Here is a 25,685-nt window from a genome sequence, read left to right on the forward strand (position 1 = left end):
TCGCGATGAACACACCTCAGTTCTTGACCGGTGGCTTGCGCAACAGGCTGAACGCCATTGCTGCGAGGAACAGCACACTCAGCAGCAACACCGCCCACAAGCCGATTTTTTTCCAATTGGTCTCGATGGGCGCAGGCGTGGTTTCGACTCTCGGGGTCGCCGTGGCCGTGCCGTTCACCGTTGCCGTACCCAACGTCGCCAGACGCGACGGTTTGTAGTCGGGCACCAGCGTGGTCAATGGCAGGCTGGCCGCCTTGACTGTCGCACTGCCCAGCGCCAGGCGCCAGGGGCCCTCGCCGCGCGCCAGGAACACCACCTGGGTCGGACGCACGGCAAAGCGCAGGGCCGGGGCCTCGGCGCCCAGACCGCCGCCGCGCTCGTCCACCGTCAGCTTCAGTTGTTGAACGGTCTGGCCGGACAGCTGCAGCTGGTTTTGCAACACCTCCTGGCCATTCTGGGTCAGGCGATAGAGCAGACCGCTGCCCATCGGCTGCCAGGGTTGGCTGCTTTCGCGGCGACCGGCCAGGGTCGCCGGCGCCAGGGTGTTGGCCTGGCTCAACTCGATCTGCACCTGTTCGACGTTCAACCCCATGGGTAACTGCCAGGTGTATTCGCCGGCCTTGGTCGTGCCACCAGCCAGCGGCTGCGACCAGACCAACGGCAGTGGCAGGCTTTCGCGGCTGGCGCTTTGCAGCTGGGCCGAGGTCAGCACCGGCGCCGAGGACGGCGAATCCCACAGCAGTCGCAAGTAGCGCGCCGACTGCCCCGGCAAGCTCACCTCATGCTGCTCGACCCGCTCATCGGCAAACGTCAGCCGGGCGATCTGGCCTTCGCCCCACGACTGCCAGTGCTGCAAATCGTCGCTGGCTTCGATGGTGAAGCGCTGGAAGCCATCGCGCTCGCTGGTCCAGTCGAGGATCAATTGCTGTAACGGCGCCTTGATCGCGCTGGCGTCCAGCAACCAGCCGCGCAACTCTTCCTCGCCCGCCTCGAGCCGACTGGACGGCTGGACTTCCACCAGCGTGCCGTTGGCGTTCGATTGCACACGCACGCTGGGCGCACGCTCGCTGTCATCGGCGGCGTTGTACAGCGGGAACCATTTCACATCGGTGAGCGTGCGACTTTCCCGGCTCTGCGCCGACTCGCGAACCAATGCGTAGGCCTGGGCCTGGCCCGCCGCGTTGAAGACCCGCAAGTCGCTCAGGTCGGTCTGGCGCGCCTGCAACTGCACGTCCAGCGGCAACGCCAGGCGATACCACGGCCCCTCTCCGCTCAAGGCCAACGGCACCTGATGGGCGAAGTCTTGCGGTTGTTCCTGTGCCGCGGCCGACATGGCCACCCACAACCCCACCACGCCCAGCCCGATTCGACTCAACTTGCGACTCAAGATGACACTCCCTCACTGACAGGCATCGGCGGCTCGGCATCCACGGCCGGCTCCGGGCGTTTGGGCGGCAGCGGCGCAAAGTAGCCGACCACCAGCAGCAACACGCCCACGCCGATAAACGACACGATCCGCGCCAGACCACCACGGTTACTCAATTCGACAAAGAACAGCTTGGCCACCACCACCGCAATCAACGCCGCGCCGATCAGCCACACCTCGCGACGATGCCGCAGGTGGCCGCCAATCATCAGGCCCAGGGCGATCAGGGTCCAGACAATGGACAATCCGGCCTGCACGAACATCGATTCAAGCAATGCATCCAGCTCGAACGGCACATCCATCCACTGGTGCGCAGTGCGCATCACCAAGGCGGTGAAGAACGCGAACAGCGACACGCCGGCGATCAACTGAGCGACCTGTCCGATCCGACTCCAGCGGTTCGTCGTTTGCTCCACGGCGTTGCGGGCCCACACATAGATACCGAACAGGGCGAACAGCAGACCCAGCTCCAACGGATTGAGCAACGGCACATAAGGCAGTGGCTCCGAGTTGCCATCACTGAACGTGTTGGTCAGCCAGAACCAACCGAGCATCAACAGTGCCATGGGCGCCGCCGCGTAGACGCGGTATTCGCGCGGTTGGGCCGACACCGGCCACGGCAGGGTACGCGGCGTGGCCATCAGCACCAGGTAGAGGCCTGGCAGGATCGCCCAGGCCAACCACCGCCAGGCATTGTACTGCTCGGACAACAACAGCAGGCCGTAACGCAACTCCAGCATCAGCACCGCCATCAACAACCAGCAACCGAGCACATGGGCGGTGCTGCGCGCCTGGGCCGGCAGCGTCGCGGCCAGGCGCTTGAGCGACAGGAAATGCACGGCAAATACCGCCAGCCAGGCCAGCCAGCCGAAATCCGCCGCCGGGTGATAACGGCTGTGCCCGATCGCCACCAGCACACAGCCTGCTGCTGGAATCAACAAGGTGCACAGCAATCCCATTGCCGCCCACTTCAAGCGCAGCGCCGCAACGGTCCACACCGCCACACTGGCGGCCGCGACAATCAACAACAAACTGCCTTGCAGGTTTTGCGGGGCAAAGCGCAGCACTTCGCTGCCCCACGCCAGCGCCCACCAACCGGCGCCCCAGATCAGCAGCAGCTCGGACAGGCGCTGCAAACTCAAGGCATCGAGTTCCCGCGCCGCGTGCGCCTTTTGCAGACGCCATGCGCCCACCAGCGCAGCCAGCCCCAGCACCAGCGGTGTCCAGAATCCGCTGTGGGCCAAGGGACGCAGATCCTCGGCATCAAGCGAGCCCAGCAGCGCCGGCCCGGCCATCAGGAAAGCCGCACCGCCAATCACTTGCAGCAGCAGGCCAAAGACAAAGCTCACGCGCTGCTTCAGGTACAGGCTCAGCCAGATGATCAACAGACCGCTGGCCGCCCACACGCCGCTCGCCGTTTGCCAGGGCAACACGAACAGTACCGCGAGATTGATCAACACCAACCCGGCCAGCAACACCACCGACAAGCCGCGCAGCAAGCGCACATCGTTGCGCACCATGTCGTCGCGCGCCGCCAGCAACATACCGCCGATCAATGTCAGGCCGATCAACGAGGCGCTGAGCAGACCGCTCCAACCAGCGTTGAACACCGCCGCCGAATCGCCTTCGGCGCCTTGCAGACGCAGCAGGAACAGCGCACCGCCGAGCAGTTGCACGGCGAACGCGGTAAACAGGAAGCTGCGTGATTGCAGGCGCAGGCCGACGAACAGCGTCGCCAGCCCGGCCAGTGCCCAGGCGATGGCAGTACCATGAATAAAGAAAAACAGCGGTGCCAGCAGGTAGAGGAAGCCTAGCCCCAGTACCGCCAGCACGGGTTGCCCGCGCAGCTCCCAACTTGCGGCGTGCCCGGGCTTGGCCTTGCGCAGTTGGTAGAAGCTGAACAGCAAGGCGCCACCGAGCATCAACGCGCCCAGCCACGAACCTTCCAGCAGGCTGCCTTCGCCGCCATGCAGTTCGCTGACGAAGGCCAGCGCCGACCCCAATTGCAGCAACAGGGCAAAGATTCGCGCAAAAGGTCGCTGCTGACGCAGGCCGAGCCAGAAGATCCCGGCGCCTTCCACCGCCCACGCTGCGGCAGTCCAACGGGCGTCGAGGCCAAGGGGAATCGCCAGGCTGGTGAAAATCACGCCCAGGGCGAGGCAGGTTTCGGCCAGCAATACAGCGCGCCCGCCCATCAATACGCGGGCCAGCCCCATATAGATCATGCCCAGGGCCAGGGCGCTGAAGGCGGCGGCGAATTCCAGATGCTGCACCAACGCGAACTGCAAGCCGAAGCCCACCAGCGGCGGACCGAACAGCATGCTGCCGTCCACATAGTCGCCCTTGCGCGCCGACCAGCGCAGCAGCGCTTGGCGGCTGTCATCTTCAGGCGCATCGCTCATTTCCAGCAGCTTGCGCCGGGTGAACAGCAACCCGATCGCCAGGTACATCAGGAAGAACACGATGAGGAACGGCTCAGTGCTCCAGAGCAGCTCCGGCGTATAGGAACGCAGGCCCCAGGCGAAACCGATGCCGAAAGTGCCGACGAAGCCGATCAGGTTGAGCAGGCGCCAGGCGCGGAACCAGGCAATCGCGAAGATGCCGGTATTGAGCAGGATGAAATAGCTGAACAGCGCGACATGGTTGCCGCTGCCGGTGGAGGTCAGGATCGGCGCGGCGAAGCCGCCCAGTGCGGCAGCTGCCGCCAGCCCCAGGGCATTCTGGGTAACGGCCAGGATCGCGGAAAACACCGTGACTGCAACCAACAGGCCCAGGGCAGCCTTGGAATCGAGCAGCGGGTGCAGGCGCATGGCGGCGAACACGGTCAGGTACAGCACCGCGATCCCCGTCCCCTGCAACATCAACGCATAGTTGCTGTTGCGGTGGCGCAACCACCAGCCCAGGCCCAACAGGCCCAAGGCACTGGCCGCGACGCCGGCGTAACGCAACTCGATCGGCACTACCATGCCTTCAGTGGCGTAGCGCAGCAGGAAGGCCAGGCCGAGGAACAACAGCACCACGCCGACCCGCAGCACGGTGTTGCCGCCGAACAGCCAGTTGCGCGCGCCCGTCCAGGCACGATCGATCAGATTCGGACCGCGAGGGGCCGTCGGCTCGGTAGTCCTCGGTTCCAGGGGCAGAGGTTCGAAGTCGCGGGTTGCGCGCCGACTGGATGTTTCGGGCGCGGGTTTCCAAACGTCATCGGGCAACGGCTGGCTGGCCTGGGTGGCCATCGCGGGGATTGGTTCGAGTTCTGGTGGCAGCTGCCAGATGAGCTCCGGCTCGGTGCGCGCCTCGGGCTTCGCCGCTTGGGCAACGACGATTTCCGGCGCTGTAGCCGGTTCACTCGGTTCGGCCACGTTGCCGCGTTCGAGCACCGCCAGACGCGCTTCCAGCGTGAGCAAGCTGCGCTGGGCATCTTGGAGCAGGATCTGTTGCTTGGCGGCCTGGATACCCAGGCGTCCCAGTCGAAACGACTGGGCGATGCCAAGCCCCACCAGCGCACCGATCAGCGCGTCGGCAAACGACTCTTCCACCACCCAGCCGAGTGCCAGGCCCAACAGTGTCAAAATCCATTGCATATGGTCGATATCCCTAAGCGGCCCGTTGCGGGCATGACCGGGGTGATGTGGGGTCTGGCTCAGTCTAGTGGAAAACCCCGAAACCCTGTGGGAGCGAGCTTGCTCGCGATGGCGGCGTGTCGGGCAATATGAATGTCGCCTGATACACCGCTATCGCGAGCAAGCTCGCTCCCACATTGGATTCCTGGCATTTCCAGTACTGGTCCGGCCACACTGCCCGGCGAAACTGACGCTTAGTATATCGACGAAGCCCTACCGCCGTTGGGCTTCGCTCACATTTCTTGCAACAGTCAGTCCAGGGCCTTCCAGATATCGGTGGCGTATTCGCGAATGGTCCGGTCCGAGGAGAACCAGCCCATGCGCGCGGTGTTGAGCACCGCCGAGCGCCACCATTGCTTGGGATCGTGCCACCTCTCCTCGACTTTGGCCTGGGCGTTCCAGTAGGCGTCGAAATCGGCGCAGACCAGAAAGCGGTCGTAATCCACCAGCGAGTCCACCAGCCCGGTGTAGCGCATCGGATCGTCCGGCGAGAACACCCCGCCACGAATCGCTTGCAGCACATCGTTGAGGCGATGGGATGCGGCGATGTCCGGCGCGGCACTGAATTCGCCGTTGCGCTTGCGCGCTTCCACCTGCTCGGCGGTCAGGCCGAAGATGAACATGTGCTCGCCACCGACGCGGTCATGCATTTCCACGTTGGCGCCGTCCATGGTGCCGATGGTCAGCGCGCCGTTGAGGCCGAACTTCATGTTGCTGGTACCCGAGGCCTCGAAACCGGCCGTGGAAATCTGCTCCGACAGGTCCGCCGCCGGAATGATGCTTTCGGCCAGGCTGACGTTGTAGTTGGGCAGGAATACCACTTTGAGCAAGCCGCGCACGGTCGGGTCGTTGTTGACCACCCGGGCGATGTCATTGGTCAGCTTGATGATCAGCTTGGCCTGGTGATAACTGGCAGCGGCCTTACCAGCGAAGATCTTCACCCGCGGCACCCAATCCACCTCAGGCTCGGCGCGGATCGCCTGGTACAGCGCCACGGTGTGCATCAGGTTGAGCAACTGGCGTTTGTACTCGTGGATCCGCTTGACCTGCACGTCGAACATCGCCGCCGGGTTGACGGCAATGCCCAGCCGCTCGTGGATCAGGTAGGCCAGGGCTTTCTTGCTGTGCAGGCGCTGCTCGGCGAATTGCTTGCGGAACGCCGGCTTGTCAGCGAACGGTTCCAGTTCGATCAGCCGCTCCTCGGGGTTGTCGAGCACGCTCGGGCCGAGGGCATCGACCATCATCGAGGTCAGTTCGGCGTTGGCCTGGAACAGCCAGCGGCGGAAAGTGATGCCGTTGGTCTTGTTGTTGATCCGGTCCGGGTAAAGTTTGTGCAGCTCAGAGAATACGGTGCTCCGCATCAGTTGCGTGTGCAGTCCGGACACGCCGTTGACGCTGTGGGAACCGAGGAACGCGAGGTTACCCATGCGCACCCGGCGACCATTGTCTTCTTCGATCAGCGACACCGAGCGCAACACGTCGAAATCGTGCACGCCCTTGGCCCGCAGCGAATCGATATGCTGGGCGTTGATCAGGTAGATGATCTGCATGTGCCGCGGCAGCATGCGCTCCATCAGCCCCACCGGCCAGGTTTCCAGGGCTTCAGGCAGCAGCGTGTGGTTGGTGTAGGAGAGCGTGTCCTGGGTGATCTGCCAGGCCGCGTCCCACGCCACGTCGTAGACGTCCACCAATTGGCGCATCAGCTCGGCCACGGCAATCGACGGGTGGGTGTCGTTGAGCTGGATCGCCGCATGATCGCCCAGGGTCAGTACCGAGGTGTGCATGTTGCGATGGCGGCGCAGCAAATCCTGCAGCGAAGCAGCGACGAAGAAATATTCCTGGCGCAGGCGCAGTTCCTGGCCGGCTTCGGTGCTGTCGGCCGGATACAGCACGCGGGAAATACTCTCGGCGCGGGCCACTTCCGCTACGGCGCCGAGGTGGTCGCCAGCGTTGAAGCGCTCCAGGTGCAGGTCTTCCACGGCTCGGGCACGCCACAGGCGCAAGGTATTGACGCTGGCGCCGCGCCAGCCGACGACCGGCGTGTCATAGGCAATTGCCCGCACGGTTTCGGCCGGAGACCAGACCTGCCGGGTCTTGCCGGTGTCGTCGGTGACAGTCTCGACGCTGCCGCCAAAGCCGATCGGGTAGACGACTTCCGGCCGCTCGAATTCCCATGGGTTGCCGAAGTCCAGCCAGTGTTCGGTCTGCTCCTGTTGCCAGCCGTCGACAATCGCCTGGCGGAACAGGCCGTGTTCGTAACGAATGCCATAACCATGGCCGGCGATTCCGAGGGTCGACATGCTTTCCATGAAGCACGCCGCCAGACGGCCGAGACCGCCGTTGCCCAAGGCCGCGTCGGGCTCCAGCAGACGGATGCGCTCAAGGTCCACACCCAGCTCGGTCAAGGCTTCGCGGGCGGTGTCCAGCAAGCCGAGGTTGCTCAGGCTGTCGTACAGCAGCCGGCCGATGAGAAACTCCAGGGAGAGGTAGTAGACGCGCTTCTGGCCCTTTCGGTAGATCTGCCGCGTATGGTCCATCCAGTGTTCGACCATATGGTCGCGGGCAGCGAGGGCGATGGCTTCGAACCAATCGTGATCAAACGCATGATCGGGGTCCTTGCCGACGGCATAAGTGAGTTTGGTCAACACGGCGTCGCGAAAAGCCGCAACCTCGGCTTCGCGAACAAGTGGTTCTTGAGTCATTGATGAGACCTCGAACGAGCATGGAAATGTCTGAGCCTAGACGGTCTGACAGACGGTACGGGCTCTTGGTTCGGTGGTTTTTCCCCGGTGTCGGAGAATCGCCGCCAGAGAATTGCCAGATAGCCGAGTGAATGCAGGGGCCGTGCCGGTCCAGGCGGGGTTTTGCCGCGAGGTAAAAAAAACCGGCAGATGGTCGTTCAAAATTTCACCAGTCCCGGTATGATCGCGCGCCCTGATGCATGCTGGTAAACCGTGATGATGAAGCCCAACCTGATCGCCGCCGCGGAGATCGACCGACTCGATACCTGGGCCAAGTATTCCGCCCCGATGTGCGGTTCCTGCGTGTCGAGCTGCTGCACGCTGCCGGTGGAGGTCAAGATCAAGGACCTGATCCGCATCGGCATCGTCGATGAGTTCGAGCTGGGCGACCCGCCGAAAAACATCGCCAAGCGCCTGCAAAAGGAAGGGATCGTCGAGCGCTACAACCAGAAATCGGAAATCTTCACGCTCCAGCGCATGAGCAACAACGATTGCCTGTATCTGGATCGTAAGAGCCGGCTGTGCACCATTTACGAAAAGCGCCCGGATACCTGCCGCAATCATCCACGGGTCGGGCCACGGCCTGGGTATTGCGCCTACAAGCCCAAGGAAGTGGAGCGCGAGCGTAATCCGCGGACGCTGGATCGATTTTGATCGACCATCGATTCTTTAGCGCCTGAACAACAGCTATCGCGAGCAAGCTCGCTTGTATGTTTAGACTTGAAGGGGTGGGCGGGACTAAAAGCTCGATTCCGACTCTAGCCAGTACGGACCGTGGGAGACTTCTCGTCCCGCCCTTTCTACCTAAAGCGCCGATAAGGAATTCATCGGTAAACCGACGATAGAAGCAAGCCAGCGCTACGGTAGACCCCGACAAGCATCTAAACCCTAGCTCCGAGGATTCGAGATGACAATCCTTACCTCCCCAGCGGTTATCGGTATTGATGTCGCCAAGGCTGAAATCGTGGCTTATCGCGAAGATCTAAAAAGCATTCAGATTGTTGATAACGACCGTAAGGCCCTTGTTCGTTGGCTCGAAACGTTGCCAGCGCAAAGTTTGATTGCACTAGAAGCCACCAGCTTTTATCACCTGGACACGGCTGAACTGGCTCATGGGATGGGGCACAGGGTTTACGTTGTGGATGCCTATCGGGTGGCCCACTACCGCGAAAGCATTGGACAGCGGGCCAAAACCGATCCTTGCGATGCACGTTTGCTGGCGCGCTATCTGACAAACGAACAGCAACGGCTACGCGTCTGGACCCCACCTCCGCAGGCCTACAAAGTATTAAAGAGCCTGCTACGCAAGCGCGCAGAACTCATCAAAGCGCGCGTCAGCCTCATGCTGAGTTGGTCGGGCGAACCGCTTCTGAAGGATATCCTGACCGAGCAACTGGAGGCCTTCAAGCAAAGCGATCGGGCCATCCAGAAGCTATTGCGCGAGGCCAGCCAAGAGGCGGGAATTACTGAAAACATCAACCGCTGCAAAGCCATTGAGGGCGTGGGTGAACTGACGGCAACAGGTCTGGCGACAGCCTTCATGCGAGGTGACTTCGCCAGCGGCGATGCGTTTATTGCCTTTTTAGGGATGGACCTGAGGCCAAAGGATTCCGGAAAAAAACACAGCCCCAGGCACCTAAGCAAGAAAGGAGATGGCGAACTGCGACGCTTGGCGCACACCGCGGCAATGGCGGCTAGCCGGTCTCCTGTCTGGAAACCTTACTACGAGTCCTGCTTGGCAAGAGGTTTCGCCAGAACCCAAGCCCTGGTGAGCCTCGCCCGTAAATTGTGCCGGGTGGCATTCGCCCTGATGAAAAACCAGAGCGAATATCGCCCTAATTCTATGCTGCAGGGTTCCCCTGCAACATAGAATCTCCCACAGGGGATTTTAAGCGGACGCGGATTTTGTGCCCGACATAGACCTACTGTGGGAGCGAGCTTGCTCGCGATAGGGCCCTGACAGCCACCCATAAACTACAGGCACAAAAAAACGCCCCCGGTTTCGCAACCGGGGGCGTTTTCATTCAGCCTGGGCTAAATCAGTTCTTGGCTTTCTTGGCGGCGCGGGTACGCTCGCTTTCGTCCAGGATCTTCTTGCGCAGGCGGATCGACTTAGGCGTCACTTCACACAGCTCGTCGTCCTGGATGAATTCCAGAGCCTGTTCCAGGGTGAAGCGAACAGGTGGAACCAGGGCGATGGTTTCGTCTTTGCCCGAAGCACGCATGTTGTCGAGCTTCTTGCCCTTGGTAGGGTTCACGCCCAGGTCGTTGTCACGGCTGTTCAGACCAACGATCTGGCCGCCGTAGATTTCCTGGCCGTGCTCAACGAACAGCTTGCCACGCGCCTGGAGGGTTTCCAGGGAGTAGGTCAGCGCCTTGCCGGTTTCAACCGAAACCAGAACGCCGTTCTGACGGCCGGACATGTCGCCGGACTTCATCACGTCGTAACGGTCGAAGATCGAAGTCAGGATGCCAGCGCCGTTGGTCAGGGTCAGGAACTGGTTACGGAAACCGATCAGACCACGAGCAGGGATGTTGTATTCCAGACGTACACGGCCCTTGCCATCCGGCACCATGTTGGTCAGGTCGCCCTTACGCAGGCCCATCTCTTCCATCACCTTGCCCTGGGATTCTTCCGGCAGGTCGATGGTGACGTTTTCGAACGGTTCGTGCTTCACGCCGTCAACCAGACGGATGATCACTTCCGGACGGCCTACAGCCATTTCGAAGCCTTCGCGACGCATGGTTTCGATCAGAACCGAGAGGTGCAGTTCGCCACGGCCCGAGACCTTGAACTTGTCAGCCGAGTCGCCTTCTTCAACGCGCAGTGCAACGTTGTACAGCAGCTCTTTGTCCAGACGTTCCTTGATGTTACGGGAAGTCACGAACTTGCCTTCTTTACCGCAGAATGGCGAGTCGTTTACCTGGAAGGTCATGGAAACGGTTGGCTCGTCGACGGTCAACGGCTTCATCGCTTCAACGGTGTCCGGGTGGCACAGGGTGTCGGAGATGAACAGCGAGTCCATGCCGCTGATGCAGACGATGTCGCCGGCAGCTGCTTCTTCAACGTCTACACGGTGCAGACCGTGGTGACCCATCAGCTTCAGGATACGACCGTTGCGCTTCTTGCCGTCGGCACCGATAGCCACGACCGGAGTGTTCGGCTTGACGCGACCACGGGCGATACGGCCAACACCGATCACACCCAGGAAGCTGTTGTAGTCCAGTGCCGAGATCTGCATCTGGAACGGGCCGTCACGGTCGACTTTCGGCGCGGGTACGTTGTCGACGATCGACTGGTACAGCGGGGTCATGTCGTCAGCCATTTCGGTGTGGTCCAGACCGGCAATACCGTTCAGGGCCGAGGCGTAGACGACTTTGAAGTCCAGCTGTTCTTCGGTGGCGCCCAGGTTGTCGAACAGGTCGAAGATCTGGTCCAGAACCCAGTCCGGACGCGCGCCTGGACGGTCAACCTTGTTGATGCACACGATCGGACGCAGGCCGGCTTCGAAGGCCTTCTTGGTCACGAAACGGGTTTGCGGCATAGGGCCGTCCTGGGCGTCGACCAGCAGCAGCACGGAGTCGACCATCGACATCACGCGCTCGACTTCACCACCGAAGTCGGCGTGGCCCGGGGTATCCACGATGTTGATGTGGTAGCCGTTCCAGTTGATGGCGGTGTTTTTCGCCAGGATGGTAATACCGCGCTCTTTTTCCTGGTCGTTGGAGTCCATCACGCGCTCGTCGTTGAGCTCGTTGCGCTCCAGGGTGCCGGATTGACGCAAGAGTTTGTCTACCAGGGTGGTCTTACCATGGTCAACGTGAGCAATGATGGCGATGTTGCGTAGATTTTCGATCACTTGTGTATCTCGATCAGAGGATTCGGTGTGCTGACAGGTCGTGGCAGCGATTTACAGTAGAGTCCGACAGTTACAGCGTGTCGGCGGCGTCGGGGGGCCGGTGACGCAGGCCACAGGCAAACAGCCCCGGGCACTTAGCTCGGTCGATAAACGCGCACATTGGCATGCCCCTCACTGAGCAAATGATGGGCATGCAGGCGACTCATCACGCCTTTGTCGCAATACAGCAGGTACTGGCGAGTAGGGTCCAGTTCCTTGAAACGCGCGTTCACTGCATAGAACGGCATCGTTTGTACCTCGACGCCGGCGACGCTCAGCGGGTCGTCTTCAGCATCGTCCGGGTGACGGATGTCGATGATGATCTGACCGGCCAGCGCTTCGCCGACTTCTTCAATCTGAATGTCCTGGCCCAATTCGTCGATGACCCGATCGATCGGCACCAGCCTGGCGTTCTCGATTGCGCGTTCGAGTACCGCCATGTCGAATTCTTTCTCCTCGTGCTCCACGCGCCCGCGCTTGGCCGCCGTCTTCGGATTGACCGAGATGACCCCGCAGTACTCCGGCATGTGCCGGGCAAAATCGGCGGTGCCGATCTCCGTGGCCGTGTCGATGATGTCCTGCTTGTGGCTGGCGATCAGTGGCCGCAGCACGAGTTTCTCGGTCACGCAGTCGATCACCGACAGGTTCGGCAGCGTCTGGCTCGAAACCTGGGAAATCGCCTCGCCGGTGACCAGCGCGTCGATGTGCAGGCGGTCGGCGACGCTCGTCGCGGCACGCAACATCATACGCTTCAAAATGACGCCCATATGACTGTTATCGACTTTGCCGAGAATCTCGCCCAGGACTTCCTCGAACGGCACGCTCACAAATAACACGCGCTGGGAGCTGCCGTACTTCTTCCAGATGAAGTGCGCCACTTCCATGACGCCCAGTTCGTGGGCGCGCCCGCCGAGGTTGAAGAAGCAGAAATGGCTCATCAAGCCGCGACGCATGATCTGGTAGGCGGCGACGGTGGAGTCGAAACCACCGGACATCAATACCAGCGTCTGCTCCAGCGAACCCAGCGGATAACCGCCGATGCTGTCGTGCTGGCTGTGGATCACGAACAACCGCTGGTCGCGAATCTCGATGCGCACTTCAACTTCAGGGTCTTTCAGGGAAATACCGGCCGCGCCGCACTGCCGGCGCAACTGGCTGCCGACATAACGTTCGACGTCCATCGAGCTGAACGGATGCTTGCCGGCGCGCTTGCAGCGTACCGAGAAGATCTTGCCGGCCAAGGCGTCACCATAATGGAGCATGCACTTGGCGAGGATATCGTCGAAGTCCCCCAGCGGATATTCGTCGACCTGGAGGAAATGGGCGATGCCCGGCATGCAGCTCAGGCGCTCGGTCATTTCCTTCAAGGCCTTGGGTTCGCTGACGCGGGTTTCCAGTTCGAGGTTGTCCCACACGCCGTTCACCACCACGGCCGGGTCCAGGTCACGGAGCACGGCACGGATGTTCTTGGCCAGCTGGCGGATGAAACGCATCCGTACCGGGCGGCTCTTGATGGTGATCTCGGGGAAGACTTTTACGATTAGTTTCATGAAAACAGCGCGCGAACGGCCAGCCGAAAAAGGGGGGCGCGGATTATAGCGGAAATTGCTCAAGGTTTAACCAGTTAATCTGCAATTGGTTTTGTCCGCACCAAAACAGGTCACAATCCACAAAAGACGCCACATTGCGGTGCGCAATTGTCCGACAATCCGCGTCCAGCCCCTTTCAAAAGCGAGGATTTGGTGCAAAAAACCCATGCTGGGGCACTGGCATGCAAATTGCTCCCTTGTGAGGCAGGTTGCCTTGGCAGAGTATTCGCGCCGGCATCACCCATATCTAAGGGCACACCTTTACCGCCCGAAGCCACCCGGAGGACATATGTCGAAGTCGGTTCAACTCATCAAAGATCATGACGTCAAGTGGATTGATCTGCGCTTCACTGACACCAAGGGCACTCAACATCACGTGACCATGCCGGCCCGTGATGCGCTGGACGACGAATTCTTTGAAATCGGCAAGATGTTCGACGGTTCCTCCATCTCCGGCTGGAAAGGCATCGAAGCCTCCGACATGATCCTGATGCCGGACGACGAAACCGCGGTCCTCGATCCGTTCACCGAAGAGCCGACCCTGATCCTGGTTTGCGACATCATCGAACCTTCGACCATGCAAGGCTATGACCGCGACCCACGCGCCATCGCCCACCGCGCCGAGGAATACCTGAAGTCCACCGGTATCGGCGACACCGCTTTCTTCGGTCCTGAGCCTGAATTCTTCATCTTCGACTCGGTCAAGTTCAAATCCGACATCTCCGGTTCCATGTTCAAGATCTTCTCCGAACAGGGTTCGTGGATGTCCGACCAGGACGTGGAAGGCGGCAACAAAGGCCACCGTCCAGGCGTCAAAGGCGGCTACTTCCCGGTTCCGCCGTTCGATTTCGACCACGAAATCCGTACTTCCATGTGCAACGCGCTGGAAGAAATGGGCCAGACCGTCGAAGTTCACCACCACGAAGTGGCAACTGCCGGCCAGAACGAAATCGGCGTGAAGTTCAACACGCTGGTCAAGAAGGCTGACGAAGTCCAGACCCTGAAGTACTGCGTGCACAACGTTGCCGACGCCTACGGCCGCACCGCGACCTTCATGCCGAAGCCTCTGTACGGCGACAACGGTTCGGGCATGCACGTGCACATGTCGATCTCCAAGGACGGCAAGAACACCTTCGCTGGCGAAGGTTATGCCGGTCTGTCGGACACCGCCCTGTACTTCATCGGCGGCATCATCAAGCACGGTAAGGCCCTGAACGGCTTCACCAACCCGTCGACCAACTCCTACAAGCGTCTGGTTCCAGGCTTCGAAGCACCGGTCATGCTGGCCTACTCGGCTCGCAACCGTTCCGCCTCGATCCGTATTCCTTACGTGAACAGCCCTAAAGCCCGTCGTATCGAAGCGCGCTTCCCGGATCCGGCTGCCAACCCATACCTGGCCTTCGCAGCACTGATGATGGCCGGCCTGGACGGTATCCAGAACAAGATCCACCCCGGCGATGCCGCCGACAAGAACCTGTATGACCTGCCGCCTGAAGAGGCCAAGGAAATCCCACAGGTTTGCGGTAGCCTGAAAGAAGCCTTGGAAGAGCTGGACAAGGGCCGTGCGTTCCTGACCAAGGGCGGCGTATTCAGCGACGACTTCATCGACGCTTACATCGCGCTGAAAAGCGAAGAAGAGATCAAGGTTCGCACCTTCGTACACCCACTGGAATATGAGCTGTACTACAGCTGCTGATCCGGTAGCGCCGTCACGTACGGCGTGAAATAAAAGAGGCCTCCTTCGGGAGGCCTTTTTCATGGGCACCGGTTACAGGCATGATGCCTCGTCGCTCCTCCATAAAGACGAGACTGCCCATGACTCCGCGCCTCAAGCTCTGCCTTGCCCTGTCCGCCGCACTGCTGGCCACCAGCGCCGAAGCGGGCAACGCCCCCGAAGCCCTTACTCCGCTGCTGAACGCTATCGGTGAACGCCTGGCCATTGCCGATCAGGTGGCGTTGAGCAAATGGGACAGCGGCAAACCGGTGGAGGATCGCCAGCGCGAGCGTGAAGTCATCGCCGCCGCCGTCGCCCAGGCGCCGGCCTACAAACTGACCGGTGAAACCGTGGAAGCGTTTTTCGCCGCCCAGATTGAAGCCAACAAACTGGTGCAATACATCAACCTGTCCGACTGGGCCCTCGACGGCAAGGCCCCGGACCTGCCACGCCCGGACCTGGTGGGCGAGATCCGCCCCAAACTCGATCGACTGCAGAAACGTCTGTTGCAACAACTGGCCGACTTCGCCCCCTACCGCACCGACCCGCAGTGCCCGCAATGGCTGGCCCGCGCCACTCACCACAACAAACAACACCCAATACACAGGCTTGCCTTGATCCGAGCAACCGCCGAGCTGTGCGTGTCCGCAAAATCCTAAGACACCACTCCTCCCTTTGTGGGAGCGAGCCTGCTCGCGAAGAGGCCGGCACATCCAGCATCTCAACGACTGACGCTCCGCCTTCGCGAGCAAGCTCGCTCCCACAGGAAATACGTGCAACACAGCAACTGGGCCAACCAGCCACGCTGGCCTATGCTGCACCCATCACCTTTCGTTTTCGGTCGATTTTCCATGGGTCGTGTTTTCTCAATCATCCTCTTATCGCTGTTGGCATTGCCTGCTGCCGCGCAAATCTACAAATACACCGACGCCGACGGCAACACCGCCTACAGCAATCAGCCGCCCGACGGCGTACCAGCCCAGGCCGTGGAATTGCCGCCGCTCAACAGCGTCGAGTCCCAGACACCGGCCAGCCGCGAAGCACCTGCGGCCGCGCAAAGCAGCGACGCGCCGCGTAACGCCTATGACATCCTGGAACTGACCGACATCCCCACCGAAGAAGCCCTGCGCGCCAATAACGGCACCTTCACCGTTGGCGTCCGGGCGCAGCCGCGCCTGCAAGGCCCGCATCTGTTCAGGCTATTGCTGGACGGCCAGCCGTACGGGCAGCCGAGTAACGTGCCGCGCCTGCAACTGGTGAACATCGACCGCGGCGAACACAGCCTGGCAGTCCAGGTCATCAACGGGGAACGTCTCGTGCAACAAAGCGAAACCGTTACCTTCACTGTCCAGCGGATTCACCTTCCATGATCCGCTGGCTGCTCGCCCTCGGCCTGCTGCTGGTGGCGCTACCGAGCCTGGCGCAGGTCTACACCTACATCGACGCCCAGGGCAATCGCGTCTTCACCGACCAGCCACGCCCCGGCAACGCGAAGAAAGTGCCGCTACCGCCCGGCAACCGGATGCCGGCCGCACCCTCCGGGACTACGCCGACGACGACCGCCGAAAAGCCACCCGCCGAGCCCTTGTTCCGATACGAGATGCTCCGGCTGCTGATCCCCGAGCCAGATGCGACGATACGCAGTACCGCGGGGGAACTGATCGTCACCGCCACCAGTGAGCCCGGTTTGCAGAAAGGTCACCGCTACCGTCTGCTGCTGGACGGCAAGCCCACTGGCGAGCCGGGACCCAGCCCAGTGTTTGCGCTGAAGAATATTGATCGCGGCACGCATCACCTGGCAGTGGAGATCCTCGACGAGCAAGCGCGAATCGTCGAGCGCACCGCCAACCAGCCCTTCCACATGCAGCGCATGTCCCTGGCGCAAAAGCGCCGCGTCAAACCCTGTGCTATCGCCGACTACGGCCAACGCCCCGAATGCCCCCTGGCGGACAAGCCCGAGGAGGAAAAAAGCAGCATCCTACCCTTCTTCTAATGCCATTCAGGATGGCGCACCATGTCAGTGCACAGCTCTGCACCTCTACCCAGATTCCAACCCATTTTGGTTCGAAACTACCCGCGAAAACTGGCAGAACGCCACACAGATGGGCGAGAAAAGGCTATTTGACGCCTGAAACGCTTCTTTTCGGAGCCTTGGTTTGGTTTTTGCATTTTGCTGGTATCAGCGCATGAATCGCGCGCGCGATTTGGGGGCCTGCCCTTGATCGCTACGCTTTAAAAGAGGTCCTGATGACCATTAGCAACGCACTACACCGTTTGCTGCTCGACAATCTCACCACCGCGACCATCCTGCTCGACGCCGAACTGCGTCTGGAGTACATGAACCCGGCGGCAGAGATGCTCCTGGCCGTCAGCGGCCAGCGCAGCCATGGGCAGTTCATCAGCGAACTGTTTACCGAATCCGCCGAAGCGCTGAATTCCCTGCGCCAGGCCGTCGAACAGGCTCACCCGTTCACCAAGCGCGAAGCGATGCTCACCGCCCTGACCGGCCAGACCCTGACGGTCGACTACGCGGTAACGCCGATCCTCAACAACAATGCCACCCTCCTGCTTCTGGAAGTCCATCCCCGTGATCGCCTGCTGCGCATCACCAAGGAGGAGGCGCAATTGTCCAAGCAGGAAACCAGCAAGATGCTGGTGCGCGGCCTGGCCCATGAGATCAAGAATCCGTTGGGTGGCATTCGTGGCGCGGCGCAGTTGCTCGCCCGGGAACTGCCAGAAGAAAGCCTCAAGGACTACACCAACGTCATCATCGAAGAAGCCGACCGCCTGCGAAACCTGGTGGATCGCATGCTCGGCTCGAACAAGCTGCCCTCACTGGCGCTGTGTAACGTTCACGAAGTACTGGAGCGCGTCAGCAGCCTGGTGGAGGCGGAGAGCCAGGGCTGCATCACCTTGGTGCGCGACTACGACCCGAGCATTCCCGACGTCCTGATCGACCGCGAGCAGATGATTCAGGCGGTGCTGAACATCGTGCGCAACGCCATGCAGGCCATCAGCAGCCAGAGCGAGCTGCGCATGGGTCGCATCAGCCTGCGCACCCGCGCCATGCGCCAGTTCACCATCGGTCATGTGCGCCATCGCCTGGTGACCAAGATCGAAATCATCGACAACGGCCCGGGCATCCCTGCGGAACTGCAGGAAACCATCTTCTTTCCCATGGTCAGCGGCCGTCCGGACGGTACCGGGCTGGGCCTGTCCATCACCCAGAACATCATCAGTCAGCATCAGGGCTTGATCGAATGTGAGAGCCACCCCGGCCACACCACTTTCTCGATCTTCCTGCCACTGGAACAAGGAGCCACATCGACATGAGCCGTAGTGAAACCGTGTGGATCGTCGATGACGACCGTTCTATCCGCTGGGTCCTGGAAAAAGCCTTGCAACAGGAAGGCATGACCACCCAGAGCTTCGACAGCGCCGACGGGGTGATGAGCCGCCTGGCCCGTCAGCAGCCGGACGTCATCATTTCCGATATCCGCATGCCCGGCGCCAGTGGCCTGGACTTGCTGGCGCGGATTCGCGAGCAACATCCGCGGCTGCCAGTGATCATCATGACCGCTCATTCCGACCTGGACAGCGCCGTGGCGTCTTACCAGGGCGGTGCGTTCGAATACCTGCCCAAGCCGTTCGACGTCGACGAAGCCGTGTCCCTGGTCAAGCGCGCCAATCAGCACGCCCAGGAGCAACAAGGCCTGGAAGAAGTCCCGGCCCTGGCCCGCACCCCGGAAATCATCGGTGAAGCGCCGGCGATGCAGGAAGTGTTTCGCGCCATCGGTCGACTGAGCCATTCCAACATCACCGTGCTGATCAACGGTGAATCGGGTACCGGCAAGGAATTGGTTGCCCACGCCCTGCACCGCCACAGCCCGCGTGCGGCGTCGCCGTTCATTGCGCTGAACATGGCGGCGATTCCCAAGGACCTGATGGAGTCCGAGCTGTTCGGCCATGAAAAGGGCGCGTTCACCGGCGCGGCCAACTTGCGCCGGGGCCGCTTCGAACAAGCCGATGGCGGTACGTTGTTCCTGGATGAAATCGGCGACATGCCGGCTGACACCCAGACCCGACTGCTGCGGGTACTGGCCGACGGCGAGTTCTATCGAGTCGGCGGGCATACGCCGGTCAAGGTCGATGTCCGGATCATCGCCGCGACCCACCAGAACCTGGAAACCCTGGTCCACGCCGGCAAGTTCCGCGAAGACCTGTTCCATCGCCTGAACGTGATCCGCATCCACATCCCGCGCCTGGCGGACCGTCGCGAGGACATCCCGACCCTGGCCCGGCACTTCCTCGGCCGTGCGGCCCAGGAGCTGGCGGTGGAGCCCAAGCTGCTCAAGAGCGAGACCGAGGAATACCTCAAGAACCTGCCGTGGCCCGGCAACGTGCGCCAGCTGGAGAACACCTGCCGCTGGATCACGGTGATGGCGTCGGGTCGCGAAGTGCATATCAGCGACTTGCCACCGGAACTGTTGAGCCTGCCACAGGATTCGGCGCCGGTGACCAACTGGGAACAGGCCTTGCGCCAATGGGCCGACCAGGCCCTGGCCCGCGGTCAATCGAGCCTGCTCGACAGCGCCGTCCCGGCCTTCGAGCGCATCATGATCGAAACCGCCCTCAAGCACACCGCCGGCCGCCGCCGCGACGCCGCCGTGCTGCTGGGCTGGGGCCGCAATACCTTGACTCGCAAGATCAAGGAATTGGGGATGAAGGTTGATGGTGGGGATGATGATGAAGGGGATGAGGGCTGACCAGCCTTTGGTCCAGCACTGAATTCAAAATCCAATCGCGAGCAGGCTCGCTCCCACAAAGGCCAATACCATCCAATGTGGGAGCGAGCCTGCTCGCGAAGCTTCTGAAGATTCGTGCACCGCTTCAATGCACTGCGAACCGCAATTGCTCATGTACGACGAGCCAGAACCGATCGCCCCAGCTCCAAAAAACCGCTCAACACCTAAGCAAAAGCCCCGGAATACGGGGCTTTTTCGCATCTTCAGCAGTTTTTTGTGACAAACCATTTAAAACTGGCACGCCCCCTGCAATAACCCAATCACTACCCAGTTTCGGGGACCTTGGTACAGGCAGGCCGGGGATTCCCCTCTTTTACACCGGGCTCATCGAGCCCACTGTTTTGGGGGCCTTGATACAGGCAGGTCAAGGTTTCCCTTCTTTACATCCGGGCTGCGCCTTCACGGCAAGCCCTCCCGTTTTGGGGACCTTGGTACAGGCAGGCCGGGGATTCCCTCTTTTATTGCTCCTGGAGACGGATCTCCAGCCGCCAGCGGTCATCGACTTCGCTGCCGGTCCACTCCCCTCGCAACGGACGCGCCGCCACCAAAGTCAGCAACAGCCCCTTGTCACTCAACCGCACCCGCCAGTTCACGTCTTTGCCGTTGAGCTTAAGCTGGCCTTTCTGCGGCCGACCTTGCGCCTGAAACAACAGCGCCACAGTGCCGTCGATGATTTCCCCATGGAGCTCCGGTTCGTTGTTGAACCAGGCCACCAGCCCTCCCTGGGTGACCTCGACCTGTTGCAGCTCGCTCGGATCGGGCGTCGTCAGGCGGCCGATCATCAGCCCGACCATCATGCCGACGATCGCCAGAGAGCCCATCACCCGAGGCAATAGCTTCGAACGTCGATCGGTTTGCGGCGTAGAATGCCGCTCATCTTTATCTGCGGAGCCGTGCATGTTTCACGTCATCCTTTTTCAACCGGAAATACCACCCAATACCGGCAACGTCATCAGGCTGTGCGCCAACAGCGGCTGCCACCTGCACCTGATCGAACCGCTGGGCTTCGAAATGGACGACAAGCGCCTGCGCCGCGCCGGCCTCGACTACCACGAGTATGCCACCTTGCAGCGGCACGCCGACTTGGCCAGTTGCCTGGAAAGCCTGGGGCATCCGCGCCTGTTCGCCTTCACCACCAAGGGCTCACGGCCGTTTCATGACGCCAGCTTCGTCGCCGGCGATGCATTCCTGTTCGGCCCGGAAAGCCGTGGCCTGCCGGCCGAAGTGCTCGACGCACTACCGGCGGAGCAACGCTTGCGCTTGCCGATGCGTGAAGGCTGCCGCAGCCTGAACCTGTCAAACACCGTGGCGGTGGCGGTTTATGAGGCGTGGCGGCAGAACGGCTTTCAGTAGCACCGCATAACAAATGTGGGAGCGAGCCTGCTCGCGAAAGCGTCAGCTCAGTCGGTACTTGATTGACTGATATAGCGCTTTCGCGAGCAGGCTCGCTCCCACAGGTTTGATACTCGGCTGAAAGCGCCGTTTACTGGACGGTCGCGCCGCCTTCCTGTTGCATGCGCTGCAGCTCTTGCGCGTACAGGGCATCGAAGTTCACCGGGGCCAGCATCAGGGCCGGGAACGAGCCACGGGTCACCAGGCTGTCCAGTGTTTCGCGGGCGTACGGGAACAGGATGTTCGGGCAGAACGCGCCCAGGGTGTGGCTCATCGAAGCGGCATCGAGATTCTTGATCAGGAAGATACCGGCCTGCTGGACTTCGGCGATGAACGCGACTTCGTCGCCATTCTTCACGGTCACCGACAGGGTCAGCACCACTTCGTGGAAATCTTCTTCCAGGGCTTTCTGGCGGGTATTCAGGTCCAGGGCCACGCTCGGCTCCCACTGCTGGCGAAAGATCGCCGGGCTTTTCGGGGCTTCGAAGGACAGGTCGCGAACGTAAATGCGCTGCAAGGAGAATTGCGGTGCGGCTTCTTCTTCAGTGGCAGCTGTGTTCTGTTGGTCAGTCATCGCAGATCCTTCTTACTTTCAGGTTCTATTAATTGGGAGTTCAGGCCTTGAGCAGCGCGTCGAGCTCGCCGGCGCGCTCCAGGGCGAACAGGTCATCGCAACCGCCCACGTGGGTGTCGCCGATCCAGATCTGCGGCACGGAGGTACGCCCGGCCTTCCTGGTCATCTCGGCGCGCAACTGCGGCTTGCCGTCGACCTTGATCTCTTCGAAGGCTACGCCCTTGTTCTTGAGCAGCATCTTGGCTCGGGAGCAATAGGGGCAGTAATCGCTGGAATAGACAACTACGTGGGGCATGTCACTTCACCAGGGGCAGATTGTCGGCTTTCCAGCTCGCAACGCCACCAGACAGTTTGGCGGCGGTGAAGCCGGACTTCATCAGTTCGCGGGCAAGGGTACCGGCCTGCTGACCTTGGGCGTCGACCAGGATCAGCGTCTTGGCCTTGTGTTTTTCCAGTTCGGCCACACGAGCGATCAGTTTGTCCTGAGGAATGTTCAGCGCGCCGACGATGTGACCGGCGGCGTAATCCTTGGTCGGGCGGATGTCGACCACTACGCCGGCGTCCTTGTTGACCAGCGCGGTCAGCTCACCGGTGCTCAGGCTGCGTCCGCCGCCCTGCATCGTGTGGGCAACCAGCAACGCCAGCAGTACGACGAAGATACCGACGAGAATGTAGTGGTTAGTGGCAAATTCAATCAGGTGAGCAACCATCGAAGGAGGTTCCAGGGCGTTAAAATGTCGGCCAGTATACACAGCACGCAAGGCCGGCCAAACCCCGCCCGGCGGTGACGGCACCGGAACTTACCTTTAAACTGCCCGTCCCTTTTCCATCGTCTTCTTTTAACCAGCCACGAGTGGATTCCATGACTACCACGCCTAAACCTTTGGTCCTGATGATTCTGGACGGCTTCGGTCACAGTGACAGCCACGAATCCAACGCCGTCTACGCGGCCAGGAAGCCTGTGCTGGATCGCCTGTGGGCCACCGTGCCGAACGGCTTGATCTCCGGCAGCGGCATGGACGTCGGCCTGCCCGACGGGCAGATGGGCAACTCCGAAGTCGGCCACATGAACCTCGGCGCCGGCCGCGTGGTGTATCAGGACTTCACCCGCGTGACCAAATCGATCCGCGACGGCGAGTTTTTCGAAAACCCGACCATCTGCGCTGCCGTGGATAAAGCCGTGGCTGCCGGCAAGGCCGTGCACTTCATGGGCCTGCTGTCCGACGGTGGCGTGCACAGCCATCAGGACCACCTGATCGCCATGGCCGAGCTGGCCGCCAGGCGCGGCGCTGAAAACATCTACCTTCACGCCTTCCTGGATGGCCGTGACACGCCACCGAAGAGCGCCGAATCGTCGATCAAATTGCTGGACGACACGTTCAAGGCCCTCGGCAAGGGCCGGATCGCCAGCCTGATCGGCCGTTACTTCGCCATGGACCGTGACAACCGCTGGGACCGCGTCGCCCAGGCCTACAACCTGATCGTCGACGGCAATGCCGAGTTCCACGCCGCCACCGCGCAAGAAGGCCTGCAAGCTGCCTACGAACGTGGTGAAAGCGACGAGTTCGTCAAGGCCACCACCCTCGGCGAGCCGGTAAAAGTCGAAGACGGCGACGCCGTGGTGTTCATGAACTTCCGCGCCGACCGTGCCCGCGAACTGACTCGCGTATTCGTCGAAGACGATTTCAAGGAATTCGAGCGCGCCCGCCAGCCGAAGCTGGCCGGTTTCGTGATGCTGACCCAATACGCCGCCAGCATTCCCGCGCCATCGGCCTTCGCCGCCGGCAGCCTGGAAAACGTGCTGGGTGACTACCTGGCGAAAAACGGCAAGACCCAGCTGCGCATCGCGGAAACCGAGAAGTACGCCCATGTGACGTTCTTCTTCTCCGGCGGCCGCGAAGAGCCCTTCCCGGGCGAAGAGCGCATCCTGATCCCGTCGCCGAAGGTCGCCACCTACGATCTGCAACCGGAAATGAGCGCGCCGGAAGTGACCGACCGCATCGTCGACGCCATCGAGAACCAACGTTACGACGTGATCGTGGTCAACTACGCCAACGGTGACATGGTCGGTCACAGCGGCGTGTTCGACGCAGCGGTCAAGGCGGTGGAATGCCTGGACACCTGCGTCGGCCGCATCGTCGAGGCGCTGGAAAAAGTCGGCGGCGAAGCGCTGATCACCGCCGACCACGGCAACGTCGAGCAAATGTCCGACGAATCCACCGGCCAGGCCCACACGGCCCACACCACTGAGCCGGTGCCATTCATTTATGTCGGCAAGCGTGACTTCAAGGTCCGCGACGGCGGCGTATTGGCCGACGTCGCACCGACCATGCTGATGCTGCTGGGCATGGAACAGCCGGCGGAGATGACCGGGACTTCGATCCTGGTCTGACCCAGACTTACCTGTGTGGGAGCGAGCCTGCTCGCGAAAACGGTATGACAGTCAACATCACCGTTGATGTTATGGCCTCTTCGCGAGCAGGCTCGCTCCCACAGAGGGTTTGGTGTTTTTTCGGCCAGTTATCACACAGCCCCAAATGGGCGTTTTTTTTGCAGCGTGGGGCGGGCATACTAGGCCGTCCCTTTCCCTGGTGCCACCCGCCTCTATGCTCCGCGTCCTGATAGCCCTTGCTCTGACCTGCCTGCTCCAACCGGCCTTCGCGGACGAGCGCGCGCAAACCCAACAACAGTTGGAAGCCACGCGCCAGGACATCGCCGAGCTGAAGAAGCTGCTGAACAAGTTGCAGGAAGAAAAATCCAGCGTGCAGAAAGACCTGCGCGGCACCGAAACCGAGATGGGCAAGCTGGAGAAGCAGGTCGACGCCCTGCAGAAAGAGCTGAAGAAAAGCGAATCCGAGTTGCAACGCCTCGATGGAGAGAAAAAAAAACTCCAGAGCGCGCGCACTGAACAGCAAAAGCTGATCGCCATCCAGGCTCGGGCGGCCTACCAGAACGGTCGCCAGGAATACCTCAAATTGCTGCTCAACCAGCAGAATCCCGAGAAATTCGCCCGCACCCTCACCTATTACGACTACCTGAGCCAGGCCCGCCTGGAGCAGCTCAAGAGCTTCAATGAAACCCTGCGCCAGCTGGCCAATGTCGAGAAAGACATCGAGCTGCAGCAAGCCCAGTTGCTCGTGCAGAAAAGCAGCCTCGACACCCAGCGTGAAGAACTCGAGAAGGTTCGCAAGGAGCGCCAGGTGGCCCTGGCCAAGCTCAATGACGACGTGAAGGCTCGCGACAGCAAGCTCAAGGCCCGCGAACAGGACCAGGCCGAACTGGCAAATGTCTTGAAAACCATCGAGGAAACCCTGGCTCGCCAGGCTCGGGAGGCGGAAGAAGCGCGGCAGAAAGCGCTGATCGCCCAGCAGGAAGCCGAAAAAAAGCGTTTGCGTGAAGCCCAGGCCGACGCCGATGCCGGCGAAGCCCCGCGCAAGCCGGCCAAATCCAGCCCCGGCGCAGTGGTTTCCAGCGATGGCGAAACCTTCGGCGGCGCTTTTGCTTCAGCCCGGGGCAAACTTCCATGGCCGGTCAATGGTCGATTACTTGCACGCTTCGGTGAAACCCGTGGCGACGACACCCGCACCAAGTGGGACGGCGTGATGATCAGCGCTTCCGCCGGCAGCCAGGTGCACGCTGTACATGGCGGGCGCGTGGTGTTTGCCGACTGGCTGCGCGGTGCCGGCCTGCTGGTGATCCTCGATCACGGCAACGGATACCTGAGCCTTTACGGCCATAACCAGACGCTGCTCAAATCGGCGGGTGATGTGGTCAAGGCCGGCGAGTCCATCTCCACGGTCGGCAACAGTGGCGGGCAGGACACGCCAGCACTGTATTTTGCTATTCGCCAGCAGGGTCGCCCCAGTGACCCGGCACAATGGTGTCGTGCGCAAGGATAAGCGCGCCCATCCAACTCAGGAGTTCG

The 25,685-nt window shown here is 61.3% G+C and carries 20 protein-coding genes; 11 read left to right on the forward strand and 9 right to left on the reverse strand.

Features of this window, described 5'->3' with window-relative positions:
- Window positions 1–16: 16 nt before the first annotated feature.
- The 3 genes from J3P84_RS25670 to J3P84_RS25680 all read right to left on the reverse strand — a co-directional run bounded on the left by J3P84_RS25670 (window position 17) and on the right by J3P84_RS25680 (window position 7,748).
- On the reverse strand, window positions 17–1,333 hold the full coding sequence (locus tag J3P84_RS25670) for a DUF3999 domain-containing protein (protein WP_434631536.1): 1,317 nt from the start codon (window positions 1,331–1,333) through the stop codon (window positions 17–19).
- 50 nt (window positions 1,334–1,383) lie between these two features.
- Window positions 1,384–5,007, reverse strand: coding sequence for a DUF2339 domain-containing protein (locus tag J3P84_RS25675; protein WP_434626500.1), 3,624 nt, complete (start codon window positions 5,005–5,007; stop codon window positions 1,384–1,386).
- 290 nt (window positions 5,008–5,297) lie between these two features.
- Entirely contained in the window at window positions 5,298–7,748 is a 2,451-nt protein-coding gene (locus J3P84_RS25680; protein ID WP_434570225.1) for a glycogen/starch/alpha-glucan phosphorylase, read from the reverse strand.
- 255 nt (window positions 7,749–8,003) lie between these two features.
- Here J3P84_RS25680 and J3P84_RS25685 point away from each other — a divergent pair, with 255 nt between their 5' ends.
- Both J3P84_RS25685 and J3P84_RS25690 read left to right on the forward strand, forming a co-directional pair.
- Window positions 8,004–8,441, forward strand: coding sequence for a YkgJ family cysteine cluster protein (locus J3P84_RS25685; RefSeq protein WP_024778075.1), 438 nt, complete (start codon window positions 8,004–8,006; stop codon window positions 8,439–8,441).
- A 253-nt stretch (window positions 8,442–8,694) separates the two neighbouring features.
- The gene (locus J3P84_RS25690) at window positions 8,695–9,657 is read left to right on the forward strand and encodes an IS110 family transposase (RefSeq protein WP_434624197.1); all 963 of its coding nucleotides are present in this window, start codon (window positions 8,695–8,697) and stop codon (window positions 9,655–9,657) included.
- Between the two features lie 169 nt (window positions 9,658–9,826).
- On the opposite strand, the gene typA is transcribed toward J3P84_RS25690, so the two are convergent.
- Both typA and thiI read right to left on the reverse strand, forming a co-directional pair.
- Window positions 9,827–11,647: a translational GTPase TypA gene (gene typA / locus J3P84_RS25695; RefSeq protein ID WP_305497421.1), complete on the reverse strand. Its 1,821-nt coding sequence runs from the start codon at window positions 11,645–11,647 to the stop codon at window positions 9,827–9,829.
- Window positions 11,648–11,781: 134 nt separating this feature from the next.
- Complete coding sequence (gene thiI, locus J3P84_RS25700) at window positions 11,782–13,236, reverse strand: tRNA uracil 4-sulfurtransferase ThiI (RefSeq protein WP_434626501.1); 1,455 nt, start codon at window positions 13,234–13,236, stop codon at window positions 11,782–11,784.
- Between the two features lie 328 nt (window positions 13,237–13,564).
- Between thiI and glnA the strand changes: the two genes are divergently transcribed.
- The 6 genes from glnA (at window position 13,565) to ntrC (ending at window position 19,755) form a co-directional block, all read left to right on the forward strand.
- The gene (gene glnA / locus J3P84_RS25705) at window positions 13,565–14,971 is read left to right on the forward strand and encodes a type I glutamate--ammonia ligase (RefSeq protein ID WP_186638815.1); all 1,407 of its coding nucleotides are present in this window, start codon (window positions 13,565–13,567) and stop codon (window positions 14,969–14,971) included.
- A gap of 119 nt (window positions 14,972–15,090) precedes the next feature.
- Window positions 15,091–15,648 (forward strand): chorismate mutase, encoded by a 558-nt coding sequence (locus J3P84_RS25710; RefSeq protein WP_434626502.1) that lies wholly within the window; start codon window positions 15,091–15,093, stop codon window positions 15,646–15,648.
- 192 nt (window positions 15,649–15,840) lie between these two features.
- On the forward strand, window positions 15,841–16,359 hold the full coding sequence (locus J3P84_RS25715) for a DUF4124 domain-containing protein (RefSeq protein WP_434626503.1): 519 nt from the start codon (window positions 15,841–15,843) through the stop codon (window positions 16,357–16,359).
- Entirely contained in the window at window positions 16,356–16,982 is a 627-nt protein-coding gene (locus J3P84_RS25720; protein ID WP_434626504.1) for a DUF4124 domain-containing protein, read from the forward strand. The genes J3P84_RS25715 and J3P84_RS25720 overlap by 4 nt, the downstream gene beginning before the upstream one ends.
- Window positions 16,983–17,236: 254 nt before the next feature.
- Window positions 17,237–18,322, forward strand: coding sequence for a nitrogen regulation protein NR(II) (gene glnL, locus J3P84_RS25725; RefSeq protein WP_434626505.1), 1,086 nt, complete (start codon window positions 17,237–17,239; stop codon window positions 18,320–18,322).
- Window positions 18,319–19,755, forward strand: a complete 1,437-nt coding sequence (gene ntrC / locus J3P84_RS25730; RefSeq protein WP_186613250.1) for a nitrogen regulation protein NR(I) — start codon at window positions 18,319–18,321, stop codon at window positions 19,753–19,755. Before glnL ends, ntrC begins: the two co-directional genes overlap by 4 nt.
- A 497-nt stretch (window positions 19,756–20,252) precedes the next feature.
- On the opposite strand, the gene J3P84_RS25735 is transcribed toward ntrC, so the two are convergent.
- Window positions 20,253–20,693: a hypothetical protein gene (locus tag J3P84_RS25735; RefSeq protein WP_434602557.1), complete on the reverse strand. Its 441-nt coding sequence runs from the start codon at window positions 20,691–20,693 to the stop codon at window positions 20,253–20,255.
- Here J3P84_RS25735 and trmL point away from each other — a divergent pair.
- Window positions 20,692–21,147, forward strand: a complete 456-nt coding sequence (gene trmL / locus J3P84_RS25740) for a tRNA (uridine(34)/cytosine(34)/5-carboxymethylaminomethyluridine(34)-2'-O)-methyltransferase TrmL (RefSeq protein ID WP_003186735.1) — start codon at window positions 20,692–20,694, stop codon at window positions 21,145–21,147. The two genes, J3P84_RS25735 and trmL, sit on opposite strands and share 2 nt — an antisense overlap.
- A gap of 130 nt (window positions 21,148–21,277) precedes the next feature.
- On the opposite strand, the gene secB is transcribed toward trmL, so the two are convergent.
- From secB to J3P84_RS25755, 3 genes are read right to left on the reverse strand one after another with little or no spacing between them, the layout of a single operon-like run.
- A complete protein-coding gene (gene secB, locus J3P84_RS25745) occupies window positions 21,278–21,760 on the reverse strand; it encodes a protein-export chaperone SecB (RefSeq protein ID WP_305497429.1) in 483 nt (160 codons plus the stop codon).
- A 40-nt stretch (window positions 21,761–21,800) separates the two neighbouring features.
- A complete protein-coding gene (gene grxC / locus J3P84_RS25750; protein ID WP_434626506.1) occupies window positions 21,801–22,055 on the reverse strand; it encodes a glutaredoxin 3 in 255 nt (84 codons plus the stop codon).
- Between the two features lies 1 nt (window position 22,056).
- Complete coding sequence (locus tag J3P84_RS25755; RefSeq protein WP_305497431.1) at window positions 22,057–22,470, reverse strand: rhodanese-like domain-containing protein; 414 nt, start codon at window positions 22,468–22,470, stop codon at window positions 22,057–22,059.
- A 152-nt stretch (window positions 22,471–22,622) separates the two neighbouring features.
- Between J3P84_RS25755 and gpmI the strand changes: the two genes are divergently transcribed.
- On the forward strand, window positions 22,623–24,152 hold the full coding sequence (gene gpmI, locus J3P84_RS25760) for a 2,3-bisphosphoglycerate-independent phosphoglycerate mutase (protein WP_434626507.1): 1,530 nt from the start codon (window positions 22,623–22,625) through the stop codon (window positions 24,150–24,152).
- A 214-nt stretch (window positions 24,153–24,366) separates the two neighbouring features.
- Window positions 24,367–25,659, forward strand: a complete 1,293-nt coding sequence (locus tag J3P84_RS25765; RefSeq protein ID WP_305497433.1) for a murein hydrolase activator EnvC family protein — start codon at window positions 24,367–24,369, stop codon at window positions 25,657–25,659.
- Window positions 25,660–25,685 lie beyond the last annotated feature (26 nt).

It is taken from the genome of Pseudomonas sp. Z1-29 (assembly GCF_051131995.1).
In the GTDB taxonomy this organism is placed as follows: Bacteria; Pseudomonadota; Gammaproteobacteria; order Pseudomonadales; family Pseudomonadaceae; genus Aquipseudomonas.

Excerpts from the sequence above, each read along its gene's own strand:
- J3P84_RS25670 (WP_434631536.1), bottom strand. The coding sequence starts at position 1,333 with ATGTCGGCCGCGGCACAGGAACAACCGCAAGACTTCGCCCATCAGGTG.
- J3P84_RS25675 (WP_434626500.1), bottom strand. The coding sequence starts at position 5,007 with ATGCAATGGATTTTGACACTGTTGGGCCTGGCACTCGGCTGGGTGGTG.
- J3P84_RS25680 (WP_434570225.1), bottom strand. The coding sequence starts at position 7,748 with ATGACTCAAGAACCACTTGTTCGCGAAGCCGAGGTTGCGGCTTTTCGC.
- J3P84_RS25685 (WP_024778075.1), top strand. The coding sequence starts at position 8,004 with ATGATGAAGCCCAACCTGATCGCCGCCGCGGAGATCGACCGACTCGAT.
- J3P84_RS25690 (WP_434624197.1), top strand. The coding sequence starts at position 8,695 with ATGACAATCCTTACCTCCCCAGCGGTTATCGGTATTGATGTCGCCAAG.
- thiI (WP_434626501.1), bottom strand. The coding sequence starts at position 13,236 with ATGAAACTAATCGTAAAAGTCTTCCCCGAGATCACCATCAAGAGCCGC.
- glnA (WP_186638815.1), top strand. The coding sequence starts at position 13,565 with ATGTCGAAGTCGGTTCAACTCATCAAAGATCATGACGTCAAGTGGATT.
- J3P84_RS25710 (WP_434626502.1), top strand. The coding sequence starts at position 15,091 with ATGACTCCGCGCCTCAAGCTCTGCCTTGCCCTGTCCGCCGCACTGCTG.
- J3P84_RS25715 (WP_434626503.1), top strand. The coding sequence starts at position 15,841 with ATGGGTCGTGTTTTCTCAATCATCCTCTTATCGCTGTTGGCATTGCCT.
- J3P84_RS25720 (WP_434626504.1), top strand. The coding sequence starts at position 16,356 with ATGATCCGCTGGCTGCTCGCCCTCGGCCTGCTGCTGGTGGCGCTACCG.
- glnL (WP_434626505.1), top strand. The coding sequence starts at position 17,237 with ATGACCATTAGCAACGCACTACACCGTTTGCTGCTCGACAATCTCACC.
- ntrC (WP_186613250.1), top strand. The coding sequence starts at position 18,319 with ATGAGCCGTAGTGAAACCGTGTGGATCGTCGATGACGACCGTTCTATC.
- trmL (WP_003186735.1), top strand. The coding sequence starts at position 20,692 with ATGTTTCACGTCATCCTTTTTCAACCGGAAATACCACCCAATACCGGC.
- J3P84_RS25735 (WP_434602557.1), bottom strand. The coding sequence starts at position 20,693 with ATGCACGGCTCCGCAGATAAAGATGAGCGGCATTCTACGCCGCAAACC.
- secB (WP_305497429.1), bottom strand. The coding sequence starts at position 21,760 with ATGACTGACCAACAGAACACAGCTGCCACTGAAGAAGAAGCCGCACCG.
- grxC (WP_434626506.1), bottom strand. The coding sequence starts at position 22,055 with ATGCCCCACGTAGTTGTCTATTCCAGCGATTACTGCCCCTATTGCTCC.
- J3P84_RS25755 (WP_305497431.1), bottom strand. The coding sequence starts at position 22,470 with ATGGTTGCTCACCTGATTGAATTTGCCACTAACCACTACATTCTCGTC.
- gpmI (WP_434626507.1), top strand. The coding sequence starts at position 22,623 with ATGACTACCACGCCTAAACCTTTGGTCCTGATGATTCTGGACGGCTTC.
- J3P84_RS25765 (WP_305497433.1), top strand. The coding sequence starts at position 24,367 with ATGCTCCGCGTCCTGATAGCCCTTGCTCTGACCTGCCTGCTCCAACCG.